Origin of the sequence: Staphylococcus sp. FSL H8-0121 (assembly GCF_038008425.1) — a bacterium.
GTDB lineage: Bacteria > Bacillota > Bacilli > Staphylococcales > Staphylococcaceae > Staphylococcus > Staphylococcus pasteuri.
The window spans coordinates 977,649-1,002,471 of record NZ_JBBOZB010000002.1 but is presented as its reverse complement, the minus strand read 5'-3'; the positions used below and the strand labels follow the sequence as shown (position 1 = coordinate 1,002,471).

At 32.3% G+C, this 24,823-nt stretch carries 23 protein-coding genes; all 23 read right to left on the bottom strand.

Annotation, left to right across the window (positions count from 1 at the left end; translation table 11 throughout):
* Positions 1-171: 171 nt before the first annotated feature.
* The 23 genes from ftsH to rsmI all read right to left on the bottom strand — a co-directional run bounded on the left by ftsH (position 172) and on the right by rsmI (position 24,823).
* Complete coding sequence (ftsH, locus tag LFT63_RS10170) at positions 172-2,232, bottom strand: ATP-dependent zinc metalloprotease FtsH (RefSeq protein ID WP_017638129.1); 2,061 nt, start codon at positions 2,230-2,232, stop codon at positions 172-174.
* A 278-nt stretch (positions 2,233-2,510) separates the two neighbouring features.
* Positions 2,511-3,047, bottom strand: coding sequence for a hypoxanthine phosphoribosyltransferase (hpt, locus tag LFT63_RS10165; RefSeq protein WP_017638130.1), 537 nt, complete (start codon positions 3,045-3,047; stop codon positions 2,511-2,513).
* A 3-nt stretch (positions 3,048-3,050) separates the two neighbouring features.
* On the bottom strand, positions 3,051-4,349 hold the full coding sequence (tilS, locus tag LFT63_RS10160; RefSeq protein WP_340768999.1) for a tRNA lysidine(34) synthetase TilS: 1,299 nt from the start codon (positions 4,347-4,349) through the stop codon (positions 3,051-3,053).
* A 157-nt stretch (positions 4,350-4,506) separates the two neighbouring features.
* Positions 4,507-4,914: a S1 domain-containing RNA-binding protein gene (locus LFT63_RS10155; RefSeq protein ID WP_029056251.1), complete on the bottom strand. Its 408-nt coding sequence runs from the start codon at positions 4,912-4,914 to the stop codon at positions 4,507-4,509.
* A gap of 93 nt (positions 4,915-5,007) precedes the next feature.
* Entirely contained in the window at positions 5,008-5,406 is a 399-nt protein-coding gene (divIC, locus tag LFT63_RS10150) for a cell division protein DivIC (protein ID WP_017638133.1), read from the bottom strand.
* Positions 5,407-5,426: 20 nt separating this feature from the next.
* A complete protein-coding gene (locus LFT63_RS10145) occupies positions 5,427-5,693 on the bottom strand; it encodes an RNA-binding S4 domain-containing protein (protein WP_017638134.1) in 267 nt (88 codons plus the stop codon).
* Positions 5,693-6,880, bottom strand: a complete 1,188-nt coding sequence (locus LFT63_RS10140) for a MazG nucleotide pyrophosphohydrolase domain-containing protein (RefSeq protein ID WP_029056250.1) — start codon at positions 6,878-6,880, stop codon at positions 5,693-5,695. Before LFT63_RS10140 ends, LFT63_RS10145 begins: the two co-directional genes overlap by 1 nt.
* Positions 6,880-8,406 carry a polysaccharide biosynthesis protein gene (locus LFT63_RS10135; RefSeq protein WP_046467535.1) on the bottom strand — a complete coding sequence of 509 codons (1,527 nt, stop codon included), beginning with the start codon at positions 8,404-8,406 and terminating at the stop codon, positions 6,880-6,882. The genes LFT63_RS10140 and LFT63_RS10135 overlap by 1 nt, the downstream gene beginning before the upstream one ends.
* A complete protein-coding gene (mfd, locus tag LFT63_RS10130) occupies positions 8,396-11,905 on the bottom strand; it encodes a transcription-repair coupling factor (protein ID WP_340768994.1) in 3,510 nt (1,169 codons plus the stop codon). Before mfd ends, LFT63_RS10135 begins: the two co-directional genes overlap by 11 nt.
* Complete coding sequence (pth, locus tag LFT63_RS10125) at positions 11,902-12,474, bottom strand: aminoacyl-tRNA hydrolase (protein WP_017638138.1); 573 nt, start codon at positions 12,472-12,474, stop codon at positions 11,902-11,904. Before pth ends, mfd begins: the two co-directional genes overlap by 4 nt.
* A 231-nt stretch (positions 12,475-12,705) precedes the next feature.
* Positions 12,706-13,371, bottom strand: coding sequence for a 50S ribosomal protein L25/general stress protein Ctc (locus LFT63_RS10120; RefSeq protein WP_108000276.1), 666 nt, complete (start codon positions 13,369-13,371; stop codon positions 12,706-12,708).
* 153 nt (positions 13,372-13,524) lie between these two features.
* A complete protein-coding gene (locus LFT63_RS10115; RefSeq protein WP_017638140.1) occupies positions 13,525-14,490 on the bottom strand; it encodes a ribose-phosphate diphosphokinase in 966 nt (321 codons plus the stop codon).
* 104 nt (positions 14,491-14,594) lie between these two features.
* On the bottom strand, positions 14,595-15,959 hold the full coding sequence (gene glmU / locus LFT63_RS10110; RefSeq protein WP_017638141.1) for a bifunctional UDP-N-acetylglucosamine diphosphorylase/glucosamine-1-phosphate N-acetyltransferase GlmU: 1,365 nt from the start codon (positions 15,957-15,959) through the stop codon (positions 14,595-14,597).
* Between the two features lie 319 nt (positions 15,960-16,278).
* Positions 16,279-16,581 carry a septation regulator SpoVG gene (gene spoVG / locus LFT63_RS10105; protein WP_340768990.1) on the bottom strand — a complete coding sequence of 101 codons (303 nt, stop codon included), beginning with the start codon at positions 16,579-16,581 and terminating at the stop codon, positions 16,279-16,281.
* A 71-nt stretch (positions 16,582-16,652) separates the two neighbouring features.
* Positions 16,653-17,027 (bottom strand): RidA family protein, encoded by a 375-nt coding sequence (locus LFT63_RS10100; RefSeq protein ID WP_017638143.1) that lies wholly within the window; start codon positions 17,025-17,027, stop codon positions 16,653-16,655.
* Between the two features lie 16 nt (positions 17,028-17,043).
* On the bottom strand, positions 17,044-17,868 hold the full coding sequence (purR, locus tag LFT63_RS10095; protein ID WP_026083525.1) for a pur operon repressor: 825 nt from the start codon (positions 17,866-17,868) through the stop codon (positions 17,044-17,046).
* A 13-nt stretch (positions 17,869-17,881) separates the two neighbouring features.
* On the bottom strand, positions 17,882-18,730 hold the full coding sequence (ispE, locus tag LFT63_RS10090) for a 4-(cytidine 5'-diphospho)-2-C-methyl-D-erythritol kinase (RefSeq protein WP_017638145.1): 849 nt from the start codon (positions 18,728-18,730) through the stop codon (positions 17,882-17,884).
* A gap of 300 nt (positions 18,731-19,030) precedes the next feature.
* A complete protein-coding gene (gene veg, locus LFT63_RS10085) occupies positions 19,031-19,294 on the bottom strand; it encodes a biofilm formation stimulator Veg (RefSeq protein WP_002451728.1) in 264 nt (87 codons plus the stop codon).
* 99 nt (positions 19,295-19,393) lie between these two features.
* Positions 19,394-20,284 (bottom strand): 16S rRNA (adenine(1518)-N(6)/adenine(1519)-N(6))-dimethyltransferase RsmA, encoded by an 891-nt coding sequence (gene rsmA / locus LFT63_RS10080; protein ID WP_017638146.1) that lies wholly within the window; start codon positions 20,282-20,284, stop codon positions 19,394-19,396.
* A 4-nt stretch (positions 20,285-20,288) separates the two neighbouring features.
* A complete protein-coding gene (rnmV, locus tag LFT63_RS10075; protein ID WP_017638147.1) occupies positions 20,289-20,837 on the bottom strand; it encodes a ribonuclease M5 in 549 nt (182 codons plus the stop codon).
* Positions 20,838-20,979: 142 nt separating this feature from the next.
* Positions 20,980-21,756, bottom strand: coding sequence for a TatD family hydrolase (locus LFT63_RS10070; protein WP_017638148.1), 777 nt, complete (start codon positions 21,754-21,756; stop codon positions 20,980-20,982).
* A 28-nt stretch (positions 21,757-21,784) separates the two neighbouring features.
* Complete coding sequence (metG, locus tag LFT63_RS10065) at positions 21,785-23,755, bottom strand: methionine--tRNA ligase (protein WP_017638149.1); 1,971 nt, start codon at positions 23,753-23,755, stop codon at positions 21,785-21,787.
* A gap of 228 nt (positions 23,756-23,983) precedes the next feature.
* Positions 23,984-24,823 (bottom strand): 16S rRNA (cytidine(1402)-2'-O)-methyltransferase, encoded by an 840-nt coding sequence (rsmI, locus tag LFT63_RS10060; RefSeq protein ID WP_029056245.1) that lies wholly within the window; start codon positions 24,821-24,823, stop codon positions 23,984-23,986.

Genomic DNA, 24,823 nt, shown 5'->3' with positions numbered 1-24,823 from the left:
TACATCTGTTGCTTATTTTCATGAAATTATTTGTTTCACATTATATTTACTTTGCTTTTTAAAAGAAGAATCGAGTTTCGCTATAGTCTAAGCTAACTTTCTTCTCTCGCTATTATTTATATAAAAAACATCCCCTTACTATTACAGTAAGGGGATTGAACTAAGAACTAATTATTCTCTATGATTTGGATCATTAGGATTATATGGTTTATCAATGTTTGGTGATTGTTCATGTCCTGTTGATTCAGTATCTGATTCATCATTATCATGATCACTTTCACCGTCATTATTATCTAAAGATTGTTCTTTTCGAACATCTTCATATGATTTACCATATTTACCATCTTTGAATTCTGAGTCAGTTTCTGTTACAACTTCTGCAGAATCATAATCAACTTCAGGTAATTTACCTTCATGGAATAATGATTGAATTTGTTCTGCAACCAATGTTTCCTCAGTAAGTAATGTCTTAGCAATAAGTTTTAATTGTTCTTGATGTTCTAATAAGATTTCTTTACAACGTTCATATTGTTCTTTAACAATACGTTGTACTTCTTTATCAATTTCATAAGCAATTTGACCTGAGTAATTTGGTTCACCTTGCATATCTTTACCTAAGAATACTTGGCCATTACCGCTACTAGAGAATTGTAAAGGTCCGAGTTTTTTACTCATACCATATTCAGTAACCATTGATCGAGCAATTTGTGTAGCTCTTTCAAAGTCGTTTGAAGCACCTGTAGAAACCTCACCGAAGTTAATATCTTCTGATACACGACCACCAAGTAAACCACAAATTTTATCTAATAGTTCTGGTTCTGTCATTAAGAATCGGTCTTGTTTAGGTAACATCATCGCATAACCACCAGCTTGTCCACGTGGAACGATAGTCACTTTGTGAACAACTTCTGCTTCATCAAGTACCATACCAATAATAGTATGACCTGCTTCGTGGTGAGCAACAATATTTCTTTCTTTATCAGAGATAACACGTGATTTCTTAGCTGGACCAGCGATGACACGGTCTGTCGCTTCTTCTATATCACGCATGTCAATTTTGTTCTTGCCTTCACGTGCAGCAATTAATGATGCTTCGTTTAATAAGTTTTCTAAGTCAGCACCAGAGAAACCTGGTGTTCTTTGAGAAATAGCTTTTAAATCAACAGTTTCATCAAGTGGTTTGTTTTTAGCATGTACATGTAAAATAGCTTCACGACCCTTAACATCGGGACGACCAACTTGAATTTGTCTGTCAAAACGTCCAGGACGTAATAACGCTGGGTCTAAAATGTCAGGACGGTTTGTAGCAGCAATCATGATGATACCTTCATTTTCACCAAAGCCATCCATTTCAACTAATAATTGGTTAAGTGTTTGTTCACGTTCGTCGTGTCCACCACCAACACCTGCACCACGTTGACGACCTACAGCATCGATCTCATCGATAAAGATAATACATGGTGCATTTTTCTTAGCATTTTCAAATAAGTCACGTACACGACTTGCACCAACACCGACAAACATCTCAACAAAGTCTGAACCACTTATTGAGAAGAATGGTGCGCCGGCTTCACCAGCAACAGCACGTGCAAGTAATGTTTTACCAGTACCTGGAGGTCCAACAAGTAAAACACCTTTTGGTATTCTAGAACCCATTTGTTTAAATTTCTTGTTATCTTTTAAGAAGTCTACAATTTCTACAAGTTCTTGTTTCTCTTCATCTGCACCTGCAACATCTGAGAAACGAACACGGCGTTTACTGCTATCGTACATTTTAGCTTTGGATTTACCAAAGTTCATCATACGACCGCCGCCACCGCCACCTTGAGCTTGGCTAAGGAAGAAAATAAATAATAATGCAATGATTAAAACAGGAATCAATGTTGTTAGAATACTAACAAACACACTTTGTTCTTCTTCTTCTTTAACTGTAAATTTCAATCCATCTTGTTTCTGAGCTGTATCAGTAATTTTTTGTAAATCTTTTTCGTTGTTAAATAAAATTGTTGATGAATAATCTTCACCTTTTTTTGTTTTACCGCTTACCATGTATACGTTTTGTTCAGGTTGAATTTCTAATGATTTTAAATCGCCTTTATCCAATTTACTAACAAACTGCGTATATGTAAGTTGCTTTGGCATATTTCCATTACCATTTAGGAAAGAAAAAAGGCCAAATATTATAACGCCTATAATTGCGATAACTAGCACATTGCGAAACGCTTTCTGCATGTGTCATTTCCTCCTACTTCCAATAATAAAACTAACAAAAATTGTAACACAATACATCTTGACCAGGCTAGTATTTCAACTTTAGTATTGGTTCTTCAATTTTAGTCAACTTCCACTATATAGATTTTTAATTTTTAGTTATATCATGATTTAAAAATAAGTAATGTCATGTTTAATTTAGACATCGTGATTTAAATTGAGTCTACACTAAAATGATGTTTAATCATAGTAATAAAACATCGCACCCAACTTTTTAACATCGAAATTAACTTGTTACTTTATGAATATACTTCCGGTTTTAAAGTGCCGATGTAAGGTAAGTTTCTATAATGTTCTCCGTAATCAAGTCCGTATCCAACTACAAACTCGTCAGGAATTTTTTTACCTACGTATTTTGCTTCAATATTAGCTTTTCTACGATTTGGTTTATCTAATAAAGTAACAATTTCTAATGAGTTTACTTTTCTTGATTGTAATAATTCAGTAATTGATTTCAATGTTGTACCAGTTTCTAAAATATCTTCAATAATTAAGACATCTTTGTTTTCAATAGAAGAACCTAAATCTTTGATGATTTGAACTTCACCAGTTGATTCAGTACCACCGTGATAACTTGATACATCCATAAAATCAATCGATAAATGTGTATCAATACGTTTGATTAAATCCGCCATAAACATGACTGATCCTTTTAAAATCCCAATACAAACAAGCGGTTTATCTTGATAATCTTTAGTCAACTGTTCTCCTAAGTCCTTACAAATGGTTTGAATTTCTTCTTCACTCATTACAATATTTTTTATATCCTTATGCATTTGCTATTCATCTCCAATATTTCTAATGTTTATATAATGTTTATAGTTTTTATTGATATATAACTGACCCACAGCGATAACATTTCCCTCTGCATTAATAACAATTGGTAAACGATTGCGTTCAATAGCATCGATTTTACAATCAATCAATAACCGACTTACTTTTTTATGTTTGTTTTCACTACCATTTAATAAAAAACGGTCGCCATTTTGACGTGTTCTTATAGTTAATGGTAATTGTTCTAACGGGAAATCTGATTGTATGATAATTTCATAATCTCCAAAGTGATATGTATGAGGTGTTTCGATGACTTTTATTGAACTTACATCGTTCATTTCTGTATTAGTCATTATTATAAATGTATCATATGAAATTTGAATTATCCATTTATCTGTAACATCAATCGTAAATTGTGATTTTTGGCTTGCAAATTGGTCGAACCATGACTGATACATTTTATCAGATATTGAAGTTGCTAAGGAGATTTTTTCAAATATTTGGTCAAGTACATGCACCTTTACATTATCTGTTAATTGATTAAAGCTAGTTCTTGGAATAGTAATTTTAGTTTGATTCGCCTTTATAAGAGCTTGTTCATCAATAAATTGGCTTGCTAAATTGCGAAGTGTTTCTAATTCTTGATCATGCCAAGATTTTAACTTTAATAAGTGGTCGATACTTAATTGCTCGTTGTCTAAAATCGCAGGTAAAATACGATTACGTATATCATTTCTTACATATACGTTTTTGTGATTTGATGCATCTTCATAAAATGGAACATGAAATTCCGATTGATACTTCTTAATTTGATCTTTAGAAATATTTAATAACGGCCGACAAAGTTTATAATGTTGACGATTTGATTCATAAGCAATGCCTAGAGTACTACGAGTAAATCTCCCTGTAAACAACCTATAAAATATAGTCTCAATTTGATCATCTTGATGATGTGCTGTTAATAATACATCAGCCTTAAGTTTTTTCATCATAAAATCAAACCAGTCGTAGCGATATTGACGCGATTCGTTTTGAATACTATTTCCCGCTTCTACGATATTATTTAAATCAAGGTGTTTAATATAATAGTCAATATGGTGTTTTTCGCAAAACGTTTTAAAGAACGTTTCTTCCTCTGCTGATTCTTGTCGTAAGCCATGATTAACATGAATGCATGTTAATTTACGATATGTATGTTGATATTCATTTAATAAAAGATGTAATAGGCACATGCTATCTATTCCTGTTGATACAGCTAATACAATATGGTCATCTTTTGACCAACCTGTTGAATTCATTTCCATCAACTATTCACCTCCGCACAAGCTAATCAAATACCAAATCATCATTACAATAAAAATAGACTGCTCCTTCATCAAGAAACAGTCTTAGATTGTCTGTCCATTTACAGAAACTCACAATACAAAAGTTATATTATTGTAACAGACTTAATTTATGAAATTAACGTTTTGAACCTTTACCGCCTCGTCTAGATTCAGTTTGACGTTTTATAGAAGTTAATTTATCTTCACTATCTTTTAAGAAGTTACTTAATTTCTTTTCAAAGTCTTCACCTTTTGGCGCTGGTTTACTTTGATTTGATTTATTATTATGATGTGGTTTACGTTGTGGGCGATCTTTAGCCTTTTTAATTGAAAGACTAATTTTGCCATCATCTGCAATTGAAAGTACTTTTACTTCTACTTCATCACCTAAAGATAAATGATCTTCCACATTTTCAACGTAGTTATCAGCCACTTCACTAATATGGACTAAGCCACTTTTCCCTTCAGGTAACTCAACGAATGCACCGAATTTTTTAATACCAGTGACTTTACCTTTAAGCTTGTTTCCTACTTCGATTGACATATTCTAAATAAATCCTCCCGATTTCATTCGATTTTAACTTTATTATATTCCTGTTGAAGCAATTTCACAATGCTATAATGAGATTTACTTTAATTAATTATCACTATCTGACGACTTAGACTTAGAGGATTTATTATCATTTGGCAACCTAAAAATAACTTCGCCTTTATTACTTAAATAATAATCATCTCGTGCCACTTTTTCTACGTAATCTTTATCATTTAAATTATTTAGTTTCTCTTTTAAAGCAATCTCTTCATCTTGCTTTTTTTGATATTGTTCTTCTTTATGTTTTCGTTCTACAGCGTCTTTATCATTGCTGTGCTTTTGGACGACAAGCATAATGCATAATAAGATGATTATTGCTAACATGATTCCGCCAAATAAAGTGATTCTTCGGCGAACAACACGCATCTTTTTGCGTTGTCTTTGTTTCTTTTGGTTTTCTTTAGATGTATATTGATTACCAATATTTTCAACTTTATTATTCATTGCTTGTCACCTCTCTTTGTTTATTCAGATTCATTAATACGCTCTTCTTTAACTAATTCGTACATACCTTTAGCATTCTCTTTAGAAGCATGCTCATTTAATCCTGTAACATTAACAGTCACAAGTTTCTGTCCGAAACGAATAACTAATACATCCCCAACTTTAACATCTGTTCCTGCTTTTGCTACATTGCCATTAATTGTAATACGTCTTTGATCACTAATTTCTTTAGCCAATGTACGACGTTTAATTAATCTAGATACTTTTAAAAATTTATCTAATCTCATTAATGATTCTCTCCTTGCTCTAAATATTGTTTAAGAGCCACTTCATCAAAATCTTTATTTTTTGTTTTATCATACAATGACATGAAATGGTCTGCAAATACTTTCTCAAATTTCACACGTGGTTGTTTGCCTTCCTTGGATTTAGCCGTCGCCCAAATTGATTTTAAATCATCAATTGATTCTGCTGATGCATCACTAAATATATGAGGATGTCGACGAATCATTTTAGCATTTAAGCTGGCAATCACTTCTTTAACATCAAAATAGCCTTCTTTTTTACCAATGCTTGTATGCAGTAACACTTGTAACAGTATATCTCCAAGTTCTTCTACCATGTGCCAATCATCTTCATTATCGATAGCTTCAAATAACTCAAACGTTTCTTCTAGTAAATAACGTTTAAGCGTTTGATGTGTTTGAACTTTGTCCCAAGGGCAACCTTTTTCATCATCAACTAATAAATCAATCGTCTGCTCTGCAAAATCAAAGTCATTATAAAGTGCCTCTGATTCTATAACTTGAGGGACAAAAACACTAGTTAAGTTATTAAACGCATCTTCAAAATGATCAAGTTCATATAATGCACATTGCGTCACTTGTGCTTCACCAGTACGTGCACCTGTCACAATTGCTACCTCATGTTCATCTGGATATCTTTCCATTAAAGTTAGCTTAATATCTGCTGCTACCATTTCACTATAAACTTGCGTAATAAGTGTATTTGTACGCACATTTAGTTGCACTTCTTTTAAAGATGTAGCATCAAGTAGTGTGAAACCATCATTAGGATCAACATTCACAGCTTCAAATACGTCATCGATGAAACTTTTACCACCTAGTACTTTTACATCTATATCGTTATTTTGTGCATGATACTCCATTAATTTCATAGTAGTCGTTTCTGCCACACGTGGATGCCCTGGAACTGCATAAACAATGTCTGATTGTTGTGCTTTATCAATCAATTGTTTAACAATTTCGTCATACACTTTTTCAAATTGGTCATTATTTTCATAAATATCATCGAAACCTTCAAATTCTATTTCATTTTTAAGGTCCTCAATAACTGGATGTTCAAGTGTACGTGCATATATCTTAGGTTGTTTTTGTATAAAACGATATATACCTAATGGCAAATCTTCTATACCATAGTTTCCTAAACCAATAATAGTAATAGTTTGTGTCATTAACGTCTTCCTCTCTTAAAATGATATAGCTTATCTCCTAAAGGTAAAAATTTAAGTTCTCTATAACTTAGTACATTAAAAATACCGACATATATCATAAACACACCTACGCCAATCAATGCACTAATCATTAAAGATATTAATCCAATTACACGACCATTAGATGGTAATACAAACATTATTATTTGGACTACAACTGACATTATAAACAGCCCGACCACTAATTTAATAATAAATTTACCCATTTGACTAAAATGATAGGATTTTAAGACTGCCCAATGTAATATAGCGCAAAAAATAATTAATGATAATACTGTACTTATACTTGCACCTAATATTTGTAATTGATGAATAAAAATAACATTCAATATAATCTTCATTAATAATCCGCTTATAAACCCAATTAAAATAGGCTTCGTATTATTAATTACTTGTAGTAAAGCTATATCCATCATGATTAATGATACACCAATTACTGTTAGCATATAAACACATAACGTGCTTGTTTGACTATCCGTCTTAAAAAACACTTGATTCATTAGCGGTAAAACATTAATTAGACCTACACCTGCTGCCGAACTAATTAAGACAGTTATTTTTAATGAGGCGTTAGCATATCGGTTCATTTGTATAGATTGCTTCTTTTGAATTGCATCAGTTAATAATGGAATTAAGACAAAACTAAATGTCGTTGTAACAATTAATCCCATTTGTATAAATGAAGCACCTCTATCATATACACCTTTTTGTTTAATCGCTTCTATAAACGTTAATCCTGTTGTTTTAAGCGTATGAATAACAGTAAAACTGTCTGCTACTTGCCATAAAATAACAATCAACTGACTTAATGCAAAAATAAGTATAGCAATGAGTAAGTTTTTCCAGCGGATTTTTTCTTTATCATTATTCAAATTTAATTTAAATGGTCGTTTAGCTAATAAATACAATGTCGAACCTAAAAATCCTATAGATGACGCAATAATTGCTAATGTTCCAGCTTGATATATAGACCAATGTTGTTTCACAAATAACAATATAGCTATCATGATTAAACATACTCGAATTAATTGTTCTATAACCTGGGAAATGGCGGGTATATTCATTTCTTGTTTTGATTGAAAATATCCTCTTAGGACACCTAATACACCTACAAAAATAAAACTAAAGCTTGCCATTCTAATCATCGGTGTTAAATGTACATCACCCATTAATTTAGAAATCATGTTTGCACTACTAAAAATCACAATACAAATTACAAAACCTACACTTTGTATTACTAATAATACTTTTGAAAAGTATTGTTCATGTTGGTCTTTTCTTAAATTTTGTGTCACAGCACTTGGAATGGCATTCATAGACAAAATCATACCTAGCGCTACAATGGGGTATATTTGTTGATATGCATATAAACCTTCATCACCAAGTATATTTTGATAAGGTATTCTATAAATCGCACTTAAAATTTTAATAACAATTAATGCAATCGTTAGTATCACTACACCATTAAATGCGGGTTTATGCTTCATCTTGAATACTCATACTTTCTTCAATACATTTAACTAAGAATTTTAAGTTATCTAACCATTGCTTAGACTTAGTAAGTGTCACTTTCATTGTGCCATTCTCAACGCCAACTTTCATTGATCTACCAAGTGGTTGAGTATTTTTAAATAATGCTTCGCCATCTATATCAGTAGTAGATTTCTCTGATAATAAAATTTGAATTTGTTTACCTAAATCTTTAATTTTTGTAATACCTGCATGTAAAGCATGCGTTTTGATTTCTACAATATCTAATAAACGTTCAACTTCTACTGGATATTCATTAAAACGATCGATTAATTCATCTTTGATATCCATAAGTTGTTCTTCTGATTCCACTTTTCGTAGTTTCTTATAAATTTCAATTTTAGCTTGTTCATTTTGAATGTATTCTGCTGGTAAATAGGCGTCTAAGTTGAGTTCAACTTCTACTTCAGGTGTATCTGGTGTTTCTTCTTTAATACCTCGTTTTTCATTAACTGCTTCTTCAAGCATTTGAGAGTATAAATCAAAGCCGACAGAATCTATAAATCCATGTTGCTGCTTACCAAGTAAATTACCGGCACCACGAATATTTAAATCACGCATAGCAATCTTGAATCCTGAACCTAGTTCAGTAAATTCTTTAATAGCTTGTAATCTTTCTTCAGCTGTTTCAGTTAATACTTTGTTTGTAGGGTGAAGGAAGTAAGCATAACCAATTCTACTTGAACGTCCTACACGTCCACGCAATTGATATAATTGACTTAGACCAAATCGATCCGCTTCTTCAATAATTAATGTATTGGCATTCGGAACATCTACACCTGTTTCGATAATCGTAGTCGTTACCAAAATATCATATTCGTGATTAATAAAACTCAACATCGTTTCTTCTAAATCTCGTTCTGTCATTTGACCGTGTGCAACAGCGATATTTGCATCAGGCATCAACATTTGAAGTTGTTCTCTCTTTTCATATATTGATTGAACTTTGTTATATAAATAAAATACTTGTCCATCACGAGATAATTCTCTTTCTAACGCTTCTTTAATAAAATTCGTATTTTGTTCTAATACATACGTCTGTACTGGAAAACGATTTTCAGGTGGTGTTTCAATAACAGATAAGTCACGTACACCAAGCATACTCATATGCAATGTTCTAGGTATTGGCGTAGCTGTAAGTGTTAACACATCCACATTATTTTTCAATGTTTTAATTCTCTCTTTATGACGTACACCAAAGCGTTGTTCTTCATCGACAATAAGCAATCCTAAATCTTTATAGTGTATATCTTTTCCAAGTAATTTATGGGTACCGACAACAATATCTACGTAACCAGATTTCAGTCCTTCTTTTGTTTCTTTTACCTCTTTTGTAGAACGGAAACGACTAATTAATTGAATTTCTACAGGGAAATCTTGCATACGTTCTATTAATGTTTCATAGTGTTGTTGCGCTAATATAGTAGTTGGTACTAAAAATGCAACTTGTTTACCTTCCATAACTGCTTTAAATGCAGCTCGTACAGCAACTTCTGTCTTACCGTAACCTACATCGCCACATAATAAGCGATCCATTGGACGTTCTCTTTCCATGTCACCTTTAATTTCTTCAATAGATTTACTTTGATCGGGTGTCAGTTCATATGGGAAGTCCAATTCGAAAGTAGATTGTTCTGCAGTGTCTGGGCCAAATTGGTAACCTACAGACATTTCTCTTTGTTTATATAAATCGATTAATTCGTCTGCAATATCCTCAACACTTTGTTGAACTTTTGTTTTAGTTTTTTTCCACTCTGTGCCACCAAGTTTGTTTAAACGTGGCGATTTATCTTCAGAAGCAACATATTTTTGTACTTGATCCATTTGATCTACAGGAACGAATAATTGATCGGTGCCCTTGTACTGTAACTTAATATAGTCTCTATGTTGTTCTCCAACTTCTAGCGTTTCTACGCCTAAATATCGTCCTACACCGTGGTGAACATGGACGACATAGTCTCCTACATTTAAATCCTGATAGGACTTAATTTTTTCAGCATTAGACATTGTTTTCGTACGTTTACGTTGCTTTTTCTGTTTTGTTTTAAATAATTCTCTTTCAGTTATCACAACTAATTGCATATAAGGTAATTCAAAACCTTCTGATAAGCTACCTTCTAAGACAACAGCTTGACCACTTGTCGAAGCTTGATCAATATTTGTCACTACAGGAATATGCATTTCGTTCAACATAGATTGTATGCGTTCTACTTTTGTTTCTGTCTCAACAAGAACGATAACAGCATATTCATTTTGAATAAATCTTTGGAATTCAGAACGCATAATATCATATTGACCATAAAACTGTTGAACTGGCTTACATGAAAACTTAATAATATGTTCTAATTCAACAGGCATAGATGACGTAAATAAAGTAAAGTAAGCAACCGGATTATCTTGTAGAAGATTTTCAAAGCCATCATACTGCATAAAACTTTGACCAATAAAACCATTACCACTTTCGATTAAGTTGCTTATAAAATCATCAACTTCAGTAGTCAAAGTTTCTTCTGTTTCTTTAATACGATTATATTCGTCAACTGCAATGACTACATCCTTAGAAAAATAATCAATAATAGTAGATGGTTGTTCATACATAAATGCCACTAATCTTCTTAACAATTGATGGTCAAAAAATGTAGATTCAAAGAGTTTGAAACTTTCATATGTTTCTTTCAAATCATTTCGTACAGATTTTTCTATTTTAGGTCTTGTTTCTTCATACGCTTCTTTTAAATGAGTTTGTAAATGATTGATGACCTCATCTGTAATAATATAATCACTCGCTGTCGTGATTTCTATACTTTCTAAATTATCATTAGATCTCTGAGTTTCAACATCAAAATCTCTAATAGAATCAATTTCTGTATCAAATAGTTCTATTCGGACGGGCGCTCCAATTAGAGGATAAATATCAATGATTCCTCCTCTAAGAGAAAATTCCCCAATATGCGAAACCACACTTTCTCTTCGATATCCCATATTGACTAATTTATTTAAGAAATCATCAACTTCAATATCATCTCCAACATTCAATGTCATTTGATGATTGCGCCACATTTCTACCGGCGTTAACCATTTTTTCAATCCATTTAATGGGACGATAAATAACCCTTTCTTTCCATGAGCCAGTGCTGTTAGGGTTCTAACACGTTCACTCATGAGCTGAGGGCTTTGCGTAGAAAATTCTTCCGTCATGATATCTTGGACTGGATATTTATAAATTTCTTCATCACTGACGTATTGTAAAATATCTGCTTCGATTTTATCTGCTTGATATAAGTTATTAGTCACTAATAACATTTGTTTATGGTCTGATAAATATTTTTCAGCAATCAATGTAGCTTTAGCTGAAGGGGATAGGCCAGTAACTAAAATATTATCTTGGCCAAACACTTGGTCTAATTCCTGAAAACGCTTATCTTCTTTTATATAGTTAGAAATGACTTGTCTCAATTGATTTCACCATTATATTCATTCATGACATTATCAAATCTAGATGTTTCTATAAATGCTTCCACTGCATTTGCTGAATGTTCAATGACTTTCTCCATTGTCATCATTTCTTCTTTTGAAAAGCGTTGTAATACATAATCAGGAACAGACATACCATTCGTAGGTCGACCAACACCTATACGAATTCTTTTAAATTGATCAGTACCTAGCATTTTAATAATAGACTTCATACCATTGTGACCACCAGCGCTGCCTTTTTGACGCAAACGCACATGTCCTTGATCTAAATCTAAGTCATCATATAATACAATAAGATCTTCTACATCTACATTATAATAATCCATTAACGGGGCTACTGCCTCACCGGATAAATTCATCATTGTCATTGGTTCAATAAGTAAAACTTTGTCACCATTCATTCTTTCAATAGTGTATACACCTTTAAATTTTTGCTTATCTAATTTAAATCCATGACGCTCTAAAATATAGTCAATGACTTCGAAGCCAATATTGTGTCTTGTAAGTTCAAATCGTTTACCAATATTTCCAAGACCTACAATACATTTCATATGTCGTTACCTCCAAAATTAATGTTTATCATTTAGTGACTATTCTTCAAATGATATATTGTCTCCGATTAAAATAACCAATCGTAAGTTAATCTTTATATCATTTATCAATACCACAATTTTATAATCATTCCCTATAATAACACAAAAAGCACTATGCTTATTAGTATAAGCATAGTGCTCGTCAATAAAGTTAAGAATCTTTATAAGATATTATAATTGATAATAATCTTATTCTTCTTCTTTATTTTCTTCTTCTTCGTTGTCGTCATTTTCTTCGCCAACGCGTTCTGGTTCTTCAGTAGCTGCTTCGCCTTCCATAGCTTCTACTTCTTCTTCAGTAGGTTCATCTGTTGGAGGAACTACTGTTACGATAGATTCTTCAGGATCGTTTTCGATAGTGAAGTCACCAGAAACTTTAATGTCAGCTACAGAATAGCTATCGTTGATATTTAATTCAGTGATATCAACTTCGATTGCTTCTGGGATATTATCTGGAGTAGCAGTTACTTGTAAGTCGAATAATGGTTGTTCAACTACGCCGCCTTCTTTAGCGCCTACTGCTTCACCAACTAATTGAACTGGTACTTCTACAGTACGTTCTTCAGTCATGTTAATAGCTAAGAAGTCGATATGAGTGATTTGGTTTTTCAATGGATCGTATTGGTAATCTGATACCATTACTTTGATTGATTTAGAACCAACACCTAATTCGATAACGCCGTTACGTCCTACTTCACGGATAACTTTGATAAATTCAACTTCATCAACTTTAACTGAAGTATTTTTTGTTCCGTAACCATATACAACTGCAGGTACTTTACCAGCATTTCTAAGTTGTTTAAGGTCAGAACGAGTTTGTTTACCTTGACGGATGATTGACTTTAATGAAGTCATTCTATTTCCACCTTTCATCTTTCGCTCTTTTAATGAGCTCCTCACTTACCCATCAACATCAATCGTTGCTTGTAAGTGTTTATTTATTCGTATAATCACGAACGAATGTATTATACACGCTTAAAACATTTTCGTCAAACGCATTTAACAATTTTAGTCGAATAATACACTAACTGATTCTCTTTCATATACACGAATAATAGCTTTACTAATTAAACCTGCAACTGAAAGTTCTTTCGTATTTGTTGGTTTACGACTTTCTTCTAATTGAATTGAGTTCGTAACGATTAATTCTTTAATTGCTGAATTTTCGATACGTTCTTTAGCTGGACCTGATAATACAGGGTGTGTACAACATGCATATACTTCTTTAGCACCTTTATCTTTAAGTGATTGAGCTGCTAAAGTAATTGTACCTGCTGTATCAATAATATCATCAATAATGATGGCTGTTCTTCCTTCAATATCGCCCACAATGTTCATTACTTCAGCCACATTTGGTTTTGGACGACGTTTATCAATAATAGCAATTGGAGTTTTTAAAATGTCTGCCAATTTACGTGCTCTCGTTACACCACCATGGTCAGGTGAAACAACAACACATTCTTCTGGATTAATAGCAGGATCATTTTGGAAATGTTGCGCTAAAATAGGTACACCCATTAAATGATCAATTGGAATATCAAAGAAACCTTGGATTTGTGGCGCATGTAAATCTAATGCAATCATGCGATTTGCTCCTGCAGTTTCGATTAAGTTTGCTACTAATTTAGCAGTAATAGGTTCACGACTACGTGCTTTTCTATCTTGACGAGCATAACCGTAATAAGGTACTACGATGTTAATATTTGCCGCCGATGCACGTTTACAAGCATCAATCATAATAAGTAATTCCATTAGATGTAGATTAACTGGGTATGAAGTAGGTTGGATAATAAAAACATCACAACCACGGATACTTTCTTCTATATTGATTTGAATTTCTCCATCACTGAAACGTTTTACAGAACATTTTCCTAATTCAATACCTACATGGTCTGCTACTTCCTGTGCTAAAGGTTCATTACCTTTAAGTGAAAAAATCTTTAGCGATGAATTCTTATATTCATTATTTAACATTTATAGTCCTCCAATTATTTACTTACACATCTACTATTATATAGAAAAATAAACTTGATTACTATGACAAAAGTCTAAATCCTATGTTTACATATTCATTTCAATTATTTCTTATCGTTGTTTAAATAGCCCTCTTTATTTACTTGTCTTGCTCTCGCTAATGCTAAACTTTCATTTGGAATATCATCAGTTATCGTTGAACCAGCAGCTATTAACGAATGATCACCTACTGTTACTGGAGCAACTAAATTGGTGTTACAACCGATAAAGGCATCTTTTCCAATAATCGTTTTAAATTTATTCACGCCATCGTAATTAACGGTAATAGAACCACAACCGATATTCGTACGTTCGCCTATTTCGGCATCGCCAATATAACTTAGATGTGACACTTTAGAACCATCTTTAAGTTCAGCTTTTTTCACTTCTACAAAGTTACCTACTTTAACTTCTGCACCTAATTGAGAACCTGGTCTTAATTGTGCAAATGGGCCTACATTCGTATATTTGCCTACTTGAGACTCATTGATGACTGATTGTTTAATATTTGCATAAGAATCAATGACACTGTCATTAATTTCTGAATATTGACCAATCTTAACTTCTTCACCAATTACAGTTTTACCATTAATTCTGACACCGGGTTCAATTATTGTATCCATACCTATTTTTACATCAGGTCCAATAAACGTACTTGCTGGATCAATAATTGTAACTCCATTTCTCATATGAAATAGATTTAAGCGCTTTTGTAATGCTTTCTCAGCTTGACTTAGCATGACTCTATCATTTACGCCAATAATTTCTTCAAAGTCATCTGTATGATATGTACTTGCTTTACCATTATCTTTAATAATTAAAGAAATGACGTCAGGTAGATAATATTCTTGTTGCACATTATCATTCTTAACTTGATCTAATTTTTCAAATAAGGTTTTATTATCAAATGCAAAGATACCTGAACTAATTTCAGTAATTGCTTTTTCTTCGTTGTTAGCGTCTTTTTCCTCTACGATTCGCAATAATTGCCCTTCGTTATCTTTAATTACTCTTCCATAACCTTTTGGGTCATTAGCTGTAGCTGTTAAAACAGTAGCTTTGGATTGGGATGATTCATGTTGTTCGATTAAAGATTTTAGTGTTTCAGCTGTGATAAGTGGTGTATCTCCACACACAACCAATGTTGTACCCTCGTTATTTCTTAAATGTTCTTCTGCCATTTTCACTGCATGTGCTGTACCAAGTTGTTGATCTTGATAGCTATACAATGATTGATTACCTAATGTTTCTTTCACACTTTCAGCACCGTGTCCAACGATTGTTATAAGCTGGTTCACGCCTGATTGTTGAACATTATTAACTACATGTTCAATCATTGATTTGCCAGCAATTTCATGTAGCACTTTATATTTTTTTGATTTCATTCTTGTGCCCTTGCCTGCTGCCAATATTATCGCATGTCTTTGCATGAATGCTAACCCTCCATAAAATATACACTTCTCTACTATTATAATTTAACCGCTATCACTCTTTCAACATATAACCTATTTAGATGAAATACTTATTATGTGCTATTCACTTACAAAACCATGAATAATTTACTTAATGTTAGTTGTTATGGTGTTGATTTTAATGCTTAAATTTTTAAGTAAGTTCAAATGATTAAAACATTTAATGAAGAGGGACAAAATATACTTGAAAGTAAATGTTATATTTTAAAAGTAGTCCTAAAAACAAAAACAGAGTCAACATAGTATAATATGTTGACTCTGTAAAATATGTTTATATTTAAGCTTCGTCAGATCCATCTGATGTTGCATTTTTATCAGGAATGACTTCATCAGTTTCATCATATACTTTCATCACTGCATCTTGAATTTCTTGTCTCATTTCTGAGTTAATTGGATGCGCGATGTCGCGGAATTCACCATCTGGTGTACGTTTACTTGGCATTGCGACAAAAAGACCTGAGTTTCCTTCAATCACACGTAAGTCATGGATTACAAACGCCTCGTCTAATGTGATAGAAACAAGCGCCTTCATTCTACCATCTGTATCTATTTTTCTAAGTCTAACATCTGTCACTTTCATGTAGTGAGCCCCCCTAGTATATCTTTGTTTTATTAGAAGCTTGACAATTGCTCAAAAGAAAATTATATCCTTTATTTAACTTTACTAATTAATTCTATTTCTACTTTAACATCTTTAGGTAGTCTAGCTACTTCTACACAGCTACGTGCTGGTTGATGTTTATCGAAATAACTTCCATATACCTCATTTATATATTGGAAATTATTCATATCAGAAATAAAAATAGTTGTTTTAACAACATTATCTAAATCTGAACCTGCTTCTTTAAGTACCACAGATAAATTTTCTAAAACTTGTTTAGTTTGTTCTTTTACATCATCACTGACAATTTCTCCCTCTAAATTAAGTGGGATTTGACCTGATGTATAAACAAGTCCATTTACTACTGTAGCATGTGAATAAGGTCCTAATGCTTCTGGTGCTTTATTTGTGTTAATTATTTCCATGATGTAATTCGCTCCTTTAAGAAAATTTAGACAAGCTATTGCCTGGTTCTACTTTAAATTCCTGATTATATTCGTCAACATCTGATAGTCTTACCAAGGAAGTATAATCTTCTATTAACCTTTGTTTTACTTCTTTCGATTCTACGAGTACTGATACCCCTTTTACGTGTGCTTTAAACTCATTCATTAAATTCATAACACCGTTGATTGAGCCACCTGCTCTCATAAAATCATCGACGACAAGTACATTAGAATTTTCAGCTAATGTACGCTTAGATAATACCATTGTTTCTATTTTTCTAGACGATCCTGAAACATAATTGATAGAAACTGTAGAACCTTCTGTTACTTTATTATCTTTTCTAATAACTACTACAGGTAAATTTAATACGTTTGCTACTGCATTAGCAAGCGATATACCTTTCGTAGCAATCGTGACTACAGCATCTAGTTGTTCGTTCATATAAATACTCGCTATCAATTTACCTACCTTATTTAATAATGTAGGGTTTCCGACTAAGTCTGATAAGAATAAATAACCGCCTGGCAACAATCTATCTTTCTCATCTAGTAATGAAATAACTTCATTTACAACTTCAGTCGCTTCTTCCTTACTCATCATCGGTTTATATGTTACGCCTCCACTTGCTCCTGCTGTAGTCGTAACTGTTCCCAATGCTTCTTTTTGAAATGTACTTTTAATAATTTGTACATCCTCACTAATTGAAGATTTTGCCTGTTCAAACTTATCTACGAAAAATGTTAAAGGAATCAATTTATTCGGGTGGTTCATCAAATATTGTGTCATAAACACAATTCGTTCACTTCTTTTATACCTCATCATTTCAACCCTTCTATCCTAATAATCTAACTAAATATACTTCGTTACAACATCCGTTTACAGCATTATAAATATTTTTGGCTTGGCTTTCTTTTTGTGCTAAACCATAAACTGTTGGTCCACTACCACTCATCAAAGCTCCGTCTGCACCACATTGCAACATATTTTCTTTTATCTTTTTAATTTCTGGGTGCATCTCCATCGAAATAGGTTCTAATCTATTAGATAAACTGGCACATAACTTGTCATAGTCCGAAAATTTTAACGCTTCTATACAATCTTGAGTATATACTTCATGACTATAATTTAAATCCAACGCTTTAAATACATCTGGTGAAGAAATGCCAATATTCGGCTTTGCTAATACAACCCAGGCAGAAGGTGGTTTGTTTAAAAATGACACCTTTTCACCTCGACCAGTACAATAAGCAGTCTTGTTATATATACAAAATGAAACATCAGTTCCAATTTTGTTACCTAATGTACACAGTTCATCCAAAGATATATTTAAATTATATAAACGATTCATACCTCTCATAGTGGCAGCTGCATCTGCTGAACCACCTGCTAAGCCAGCTGATACCGGAATATCTTTATCAATCGTAATTGTCACGCCTTGTTTCAAATCATATGTTCTTGTCATTAATTCAGCAGCTTTATATGCTAAATTCTTATGATCATCGGTTACAAAATTATGTTCGATTTCAACCACAATTTTGTTATCTTTTCTCTTTTGAAAAGAAAGTCGATCATTTAAATCAACTGTAGTCATAATCATCTCAATCTCGTGATAGCCATCTTCTCTTTTAAAAAGTGTATCGAGCGTAAAATTTATTTTGGCAGGTGCCGTTTCATATATCATTTTTCCGCCCTCTCTTCGTAATCTTAATAAGATGATTTTAACATAAAGGACTAAAAGATTTGATAGTTAATGTTCATTTTTTTCATAAATAATTATATCAATCATTCTTAGAATATATTAAAAATGAATTAAATCAATGATTATCAATAATTCATCTTCACTTATTTAAAATTTAAGAAAGTATTTTAAGATTTAAAACAAAAAAAGAGTATTGAACATCTCGCTCAATACTCACCTTAATATGATATAAAACTTAAAATGATAGTGTAGTCATAACTACAACTATATTATTATGTCTATTTAGTGTGCAATTGCTTCTTGATGATTATCTTCTTCAAATGAAACTTGTACGTTCTCTGTTAATACATCAGTGTATGTATAAGATACTCTTTCGAAGTTATGCTTATCTTGGTCTAGTTCAACAACAAATACTGATGGGTATGTCTCTTTTAACACACCAGAACGTTCGATTGTTTTCTTACGACCACCATTGGCTTTAAGTACAATACGATTTCCTAAATGACAATCAATAGAATTTTTGATGTCCAAAATTGATTTTGGCATATTGCTCCACCTCGCTACAAGTGTTATATTACCATGTTTGTAGCGTTTTTGTCAAATAAAACTAAAATTTTATCAAGGTACGAAAGCTTTGTCAACAATTTAATTTACTAATTCTGGAAAATTATCCATTTCTTTATATAACATAGCAAAATCTTGAATTGACAATGTTTCTCCGCGTCGTCTAGGATCGATACCAGCTTTTTCTAACCAATTTAATATACTTTCTTTATGCTGTTTACCATCTTTAAAGAAATTTTGATAATTATTATTAATCGTTTTACGACGTTGTGCAAATGCGGCCTTTGCTAGCTTGAAGAATGCTTCTTCATCATCAACATCTACTAATGGTGTTTCTCTTTGCATTAACTTAACCACAATAGAGTCTACATTGGGTGGTGGCATAAATACTGTTTTAGGAACTGTAAGTACTTTACTTGTTTCTGTATAGTATTGCGTCACAATAGATAACGAACCGTATGCTTTAGTACCTACTTCAGCATTCAAACGTTCGCCGACTTCTTTTTGCATCATCACAACATATCCATCGATAGGTATGTCTTGTTGCATTAAATTAAGTAATATAGGTGTCGTTATATAATATGGTAAATTAGCAACGACCATAATTTTATCACAATCGTTTAAGTGTTCACTAACCGCCGATGCAATATCCGCTTTCAAAATATCTTCGTTAATAATCGTCACATTATCATATGGCGCTAACGTCTCTTTGAGTACAGGTATAAGTCGATGATCAATTTCAAATGACATGACTTTCTTAGCATGTTTCGCTAATTGTTCTGTCAGAGAACCCATTCCAGGTCCAACCTCTATGATGCCTGTACTTTTATCAATATTACTAGCATCAATAATTTTGTTAATTATATTTACATCGATAAGAAAGTTTTGACCTAAACTTTTCTTAAAATCAAATCCATATTGATTTAATAATGCTCTTGTTCGCGATGGCGTTGCTATATCTTTATGATCCATATCATCATTCACTTCCCTTATCTTCATTTAATGCTTGTCTTACATCATCTTCATTATACCCAAAGGCATTTAATTTTTTTAATAATTGTTTACCATTCGAATGTCCAATATGTAATTTTCGGCCTAAGATTTCACGTCTTCTTCGTGCATCCTTACCTATAATTAGTCCTAATTCTATGAGCACACTTTTATCAATAGATTCTTCAGCTTCTTCAAATGGAGAACTTACGTACATGAGTGCCTCTCTTATATCCTCAACTTGAGCATGTTCAACACCTATTTTGCCTCTTTTATTTTTAGCCTTTTCTCTATCAATATAAGCATGTTTTACTCCAGGGACACGGTCCTTAATTGTGTTTCTAATTTTATCCCCAGGAAAATCTGGATCAGTTAGTATAATCACACCGCGTGTTTCTTGCGCTTGTTTAATAACAGCGATGACCTCTTCATCTACTGCGCTACCATTTGTTTCAATTGTATCGCATTCAACTGCAGATTTTACACGTTGTGTGTCGTCCCTGCCTTCTACTACTATAAATTCATTTATTTTCATATTTTAATTCCTTCTTCAAAAATAATTAACTGTAAGCTCTTTATATTTTAACAAAATATGATTAATCACACTGCCTTCAGTCTTAATTTAATAAAAACTGAGAAAGATATCCAATGAAATGATACCTTTCTCAGTTTAACAATTATGCTTTATTTAACTTAAATAATCTTTCAGCATTTTCAGTTGTTTGCTTACAAACTTCTTCATAAGTCATATCGCGTAATTCTGCAATTTGTTGCGCTACTAATGTCACGCGTTGTGGTTCATTACGTTTACCTCTGTATGGATGAGGAGATAAATATGGTGCATCCGTTTCAACTAATAGTCGATCCATAGGCACGTGTTGAGCTACTTCTTTAGGTTGTTTTGCATTCTTAAATGTCACTGGACCACCTAATGAAACGTAGAAATTTAATTTATTGATAACAACATCAGCAATTTCTGGTGATGCACTAAAACTATGCATAATACCGCCAACTTCTTCAGCGTGTTCTTCCATTAAAATATCCACACAATCTTGTGTCGCTTCACGATTATGAATAATAATTGGTAATTTCACACGTTTAGCTAAAGCAATTTGCTTTCTAAATACTTCTTTTTGAACATCGGCAGGTGATTTATCCCAATGATAATCTAGACCCATTTCTCCAATACCAATTATTTTCGGATGTTTTGCTAAGTTTTCAATCCACTCTAATCTTTCTTCTGTACAATCAATTGCGTCTACAGGATGCCAACCGATAATACCATAGATGAATTCATATTGGTCTATTAACTCCATCGTACGTTCAATTGTAGGTGTATCAAACCCTACAACGAACATGCGATCAACACCATCTTCTCTAGCACGAGTAATGACATCTTTTAAATCTTCATCATATTGTTCATCATTTAAATGAACGTGTGTATCAATTAACATGATTATCCCCCTTATTTAATAGAATATCTTACTTAACGATTGCACCATTTGGAATAGCATTAGGTAAGCTAATAAGTGTTAAGACACCATCTTTTTCAGCTGATAAAATCATACCTTCTGATTTTTGTCCCATTAATTTCGCTGGTTTTAAATTAGTAACTACTGCTACTTTTTTACCAATGATATCTTCTGGACGATAAAATTTAGCAATACCTGATACTATTTGTCTTTGTTCATTATCTAAATCTATTTGAATTTTTAATAGTTTATCTGATTTTTTAACATTTTCTGCATCAACAATTGTTGCAGCTTTAATTTCTACTTTATCAAAATCTTTAATATCAATAATATCTTTACTTGGAACTGATTCTTGTTCTGTTGATTTTGGTGGTTGCATTGATTCTTTAATATATGCAATTTCCGCTTCAGTATCTAGTCTTGGGAAAATTGGTGTTGGTTTAGCTGTAACAGTAATAGGTTCAGTTAATGCACCGTATGTTTCTAAACTAGAGAATTCAGTTAGTTCTGGATTATTGATATTTAATTGTTTAAATATTTCTTTTGGTGCATGTGTAATGAATGGACGTAATAATACTGATGCAAAACGAATATTTTCAACTAAGTGTGCCATTACATTACCAAGCATGTCTTTTTGACTTTCATCTTTAGCTAAAACCCAAGGCGTTGTTTCATCAATATATTTATTAGTACGACTAATAAATTTCCAAACTGTTGATAAAGCAACTGAGAATTGTAAACTATCCATATTTTCATGGAATTCTTTAACTGTTTCCAATGCCATTGCTTCCATATCTTCATCTAATTCATGTTTAGGGCCTTGATATGCAGGTAGTTCTCCTTGGAAATATTTATTAATCATAGAAATAGTACGATTAACTAAGTTACCTAAGTCATTAGCTAAATCATAATTTGTTCTTTCAACAAATGCTTCTGGCGTGAATACGCCATCTGAACCAAATGGTAATTCTCTCATTAAATAATAACGAGTAGCATCTAGACCATAGCGATCAATCAGTACGTTAGGATCAACGACATTCCCTTTAGATTTACTCATTTTACCGTCTTTCATTAGAATCCAACCATGAGCAAATACCTTTTTAGGTAATGGTAAGTCTAAAGCCATTAGTAAAATAGGCCATATAATTGAATGAAATCTTACAATTTCTTTAGCCATTAAGTGTATATCAGCTGGCCAATATTTATTAAATAATGTTTCATCATCTGATAAATAACCTAGGGATGAAATATAGTTTACAAGTGCATCAATCCATACATAAACCACATGTTTTGGATTTGAAGGCACACTTACGCCCCAATTAAATGATGTACGTGATACCGCTAAGTCTTCCAACCCTGGTTTAATAAAGTTATTAATCATTTCATTCTTTCTTGAAGGTGGTTGAATAAAGTCTGGATTTTGATCATAAAATTCTAGTAATCGATCAGTATATTTCTTAATATTGAAGAAATAACTTTCTTCTTTAACTAATTCTACTTCATGACCTGAATCCGGGCTTTTACCGCCAACAATTTTACCGTTTTCATATACTGGTTCAACAAGTTGTGATTCTGTATAATATGTTTCATCTGGTACAGAATACCAACCTTCATATTCACCAAGATAAATATCGCCTTGTTTTAATAAACGCTCAAATACTTTTTCAACGACTTGTTTGTGGCGTTCTTCAGTAGTTCGAATAAAATCATCATTAGAAATTTCTAATTTATCCCATAAGTTTTTAATTCCGGCAATCATTTCATCTAAATATTCTAATTCTGTTTTGCCGGCTTTTTGTGCTTTTTCTTGAATTTTTTGACCATGCTCGTCAGTACCTGTTAAATATCGAACATCGTAACCTTGCATTCTTTTATATCTAGCAATTACGTCACCTGCTACAGTAGAATATGCGTGACCTATATGCAAGTTGCCACTTGGATAATAAATTGGTGTTGTTATATAAAATGTATCTTTAGCCATCAATGGTCCTCCTCGTTTCTTACAAATTAAATGATATCTAAATTTATTTTGCTTTTCAATTGTGTACCGTTAGTACGTTTATTTACTCATTTCAAATATTTGTTACTAAACAATTGGTTAATATTATCTTTACTACAATACCATAATTTAAAGCATTATTGTGTTGAAACTCTCTATTATTTAATCGTTTATAATATGTGCTATCTATTTTTTAATATTGAGCTACTTTTAACCAATATGATGATAAATATTATAAATTTCGCTTGTTTTACTTTGTCGATCTTCTGCAACCATTTTAATAGCTGCTTTGGTTTTAACACTTTTTTCTTTTATATAATAATTCACATGTTCCTCGACAGACATATCTTCAAACCATAATGTTGAGATTTCAGCTTCAGCGCCCTCAATTAAGATTACAAATTCTCCCTTTAATGGAATATCATTGTTTTGCACCTTAGTCAATAAAGTTTCCACATCTGCTGTAACAATTTCCTCAAATTTTTTAGTTAACTCTCGTCCTAGTGAAACTTGGCGATGGTTATCAACTTTAGCAATGGATTTTAATGTATCTGTCACTCTGTGTGGAGATTCATATATAATAAGTGTACTATTTTGATACATACGTTCTGAAAGAATATTAACTTTATCTTTGTCTTTTCTAGGTAAAAAGCCTAAAAATGTATATGTAAAAGATGGTAATCCACTTGCCATTAATGCCGTTAAACCAGCATTCGGTCCTGGTATGGTTTCTACTTTAATATTCTGTTTTCGTGCTTCAACTACTAATTCATACCCAGGATCACTGATTAGCGGTAACCCTGCATCAGACACTAAAGCTATATTCAAACCTGATAATAATTGTTCTATCATATATTCAGTTTGTTGATCTTTATTATGTTCATGATAAGATTTCAAAGGTGTCTTAATCTCATAATGATTACATAGTTTACGTGTAACTCTTGTATCTTCACATGCAATTAAATCTACTTGATGGAGTGTATCTATTGCACGATAAGTAATGTCAGCTAAATTACCTATTGGCGTTCCGACTAAATATAATGTAGACAT

Coding starts and splice junctions, on each gene's coding strand:
- LFT63_RS10140 (WP_029056250.1), bottom strand. CDS start 6,880: ATGACACAAACTATTACTATTATTGGTTTAGGAAACTATGGTATAGAA.
- LFT63_RS10120 (WP_108000276.1), bottom strand. CDS start 13,371: ATGACTTCATTAAAGTCAATCATCCGTCAAGGTAAACAAACTCGTTCT.
- hpt (WP_017638130.1), bottom strand. CDS start 3,047: ATGCATAAGGATATAAAAAATATTGTAATGAGTGAAGAAGAAATTCAA.
- pth (WP_017638138.1), bottom strand. CDS start 12,474: ATGAAATGTATTGTAGGTCTTGGAAATATTGGTAAACGATTTGAACTT.
- tilS (WP_340768999.1), bottom strand. CDS start 4,349: ATGGAAATGAATTCAACAGGTTGGTCAAAAGATGACCATATTGTATTA.
- rsmA (WP_017638146.1), bottom strand. CDS start 20,284: ATGGATCATAAAGATATAGCAACGCCATCGCGAACAAGAGCATTATTA.
- rsmI (WP_029056245.1), bottom strand. CDS start 24,823: ATGTCTACATTATATTTAGTCGGAACGCCAATAGGTAATTTAGCTGAC.
- ftsH (WP_017638129.1), bottom strand. CDS start 2,232: ATGCAGAAAGCGTTTCGCAATGTGCTAGTTATCGCAATTATAGGCGTT.
- spoVG (WP_340768990.1), bottom strand. CDS start 16,581: ATGAAAGTGACAGATGTTAGACTTAGAAAAATAGATACAGATGGTAGA.
- LFT63_RS10115 (WP_017638140.1), bottom strand. CDS start 14,490: ATGTTAAATAATGAATATAAGAATTCATCGCTAAAGATTTTTTCACTT.
- purR (WP_026083525.1), bottom strand. CDS start 17,868: ATGAGGTATAAAAGAAGTGAACGAATTGTGTTTATGACACAATATTTG.
- rnmV (WP_017638147.1), bottom strand. CDS start 20,837: ATGAAAATAAATGAATTTATAGTAGTAGAAGGCAGGGACGACACACAA.
- divIC (WP_017638133.1), bottom strand. CDS start 5,406: ATGAATAATAAAGTTGAAAATATTGGTAATCAATATACATCTAAAGAA.
- LFT63_RS10100 (WP_017638143.1), bottom strand. CDS start 17,027: ATGGAAATAATTAACACAAATAAAGCACCAGAAGCATTAGGACCTTAT.
- LFT63_RS10145 (WP_017638134.1), bottom strand. CDS start 5,693: ATGAGATTAGATAAATTTTTAAAAGTATCTAGATTAATTAAACGTCGT.
- veg (WP_002451728.1), bottom strand. CDS start 19,294: ATGCCAAAATCAATTTTGGACATCAAAAATTCTATTGATTGTCATTTA.
- LFT63_RS10070 (WP_017638148.1), bottom strand. CDS start 21,756: ATGTTAATTGATACACACGTTCATTTAAATGATGAACAATATGATGAA.
- LFT63_RS10155 (WP_029056251.1), bottom strand. CDS start 4,914: ATGTCAATCGAAGTAGGAAACAAGCTTAAAGGTAAAGTCACTGGTATT.
- glmU (WP_017638141.1), bottom strand. CDS start 15,959: ATGCAAAGACATGCGATAATATTGGCAGCAGGCAAGGGCACAAGAATG.
- ispE (WP_017638145.1), bottom strand. CDS start 18,730: ATGATATATGAAACGGCACCTGCCAAAATAAATTTTACGCTCGATACA.
- metG (WP_017638149.1), bottom strand. CDS start 23,755: ATGGCTAAAGATACATTTTATATAACAACACCAATTTATTATCCAAGT.
- LFT63_RS10135 (WP_046467535.1), bottom strand. CDS start 8,406: ATGAAGCATAAACCCGCATTTAATGGTGTAGTGATACTAACGATTGCA.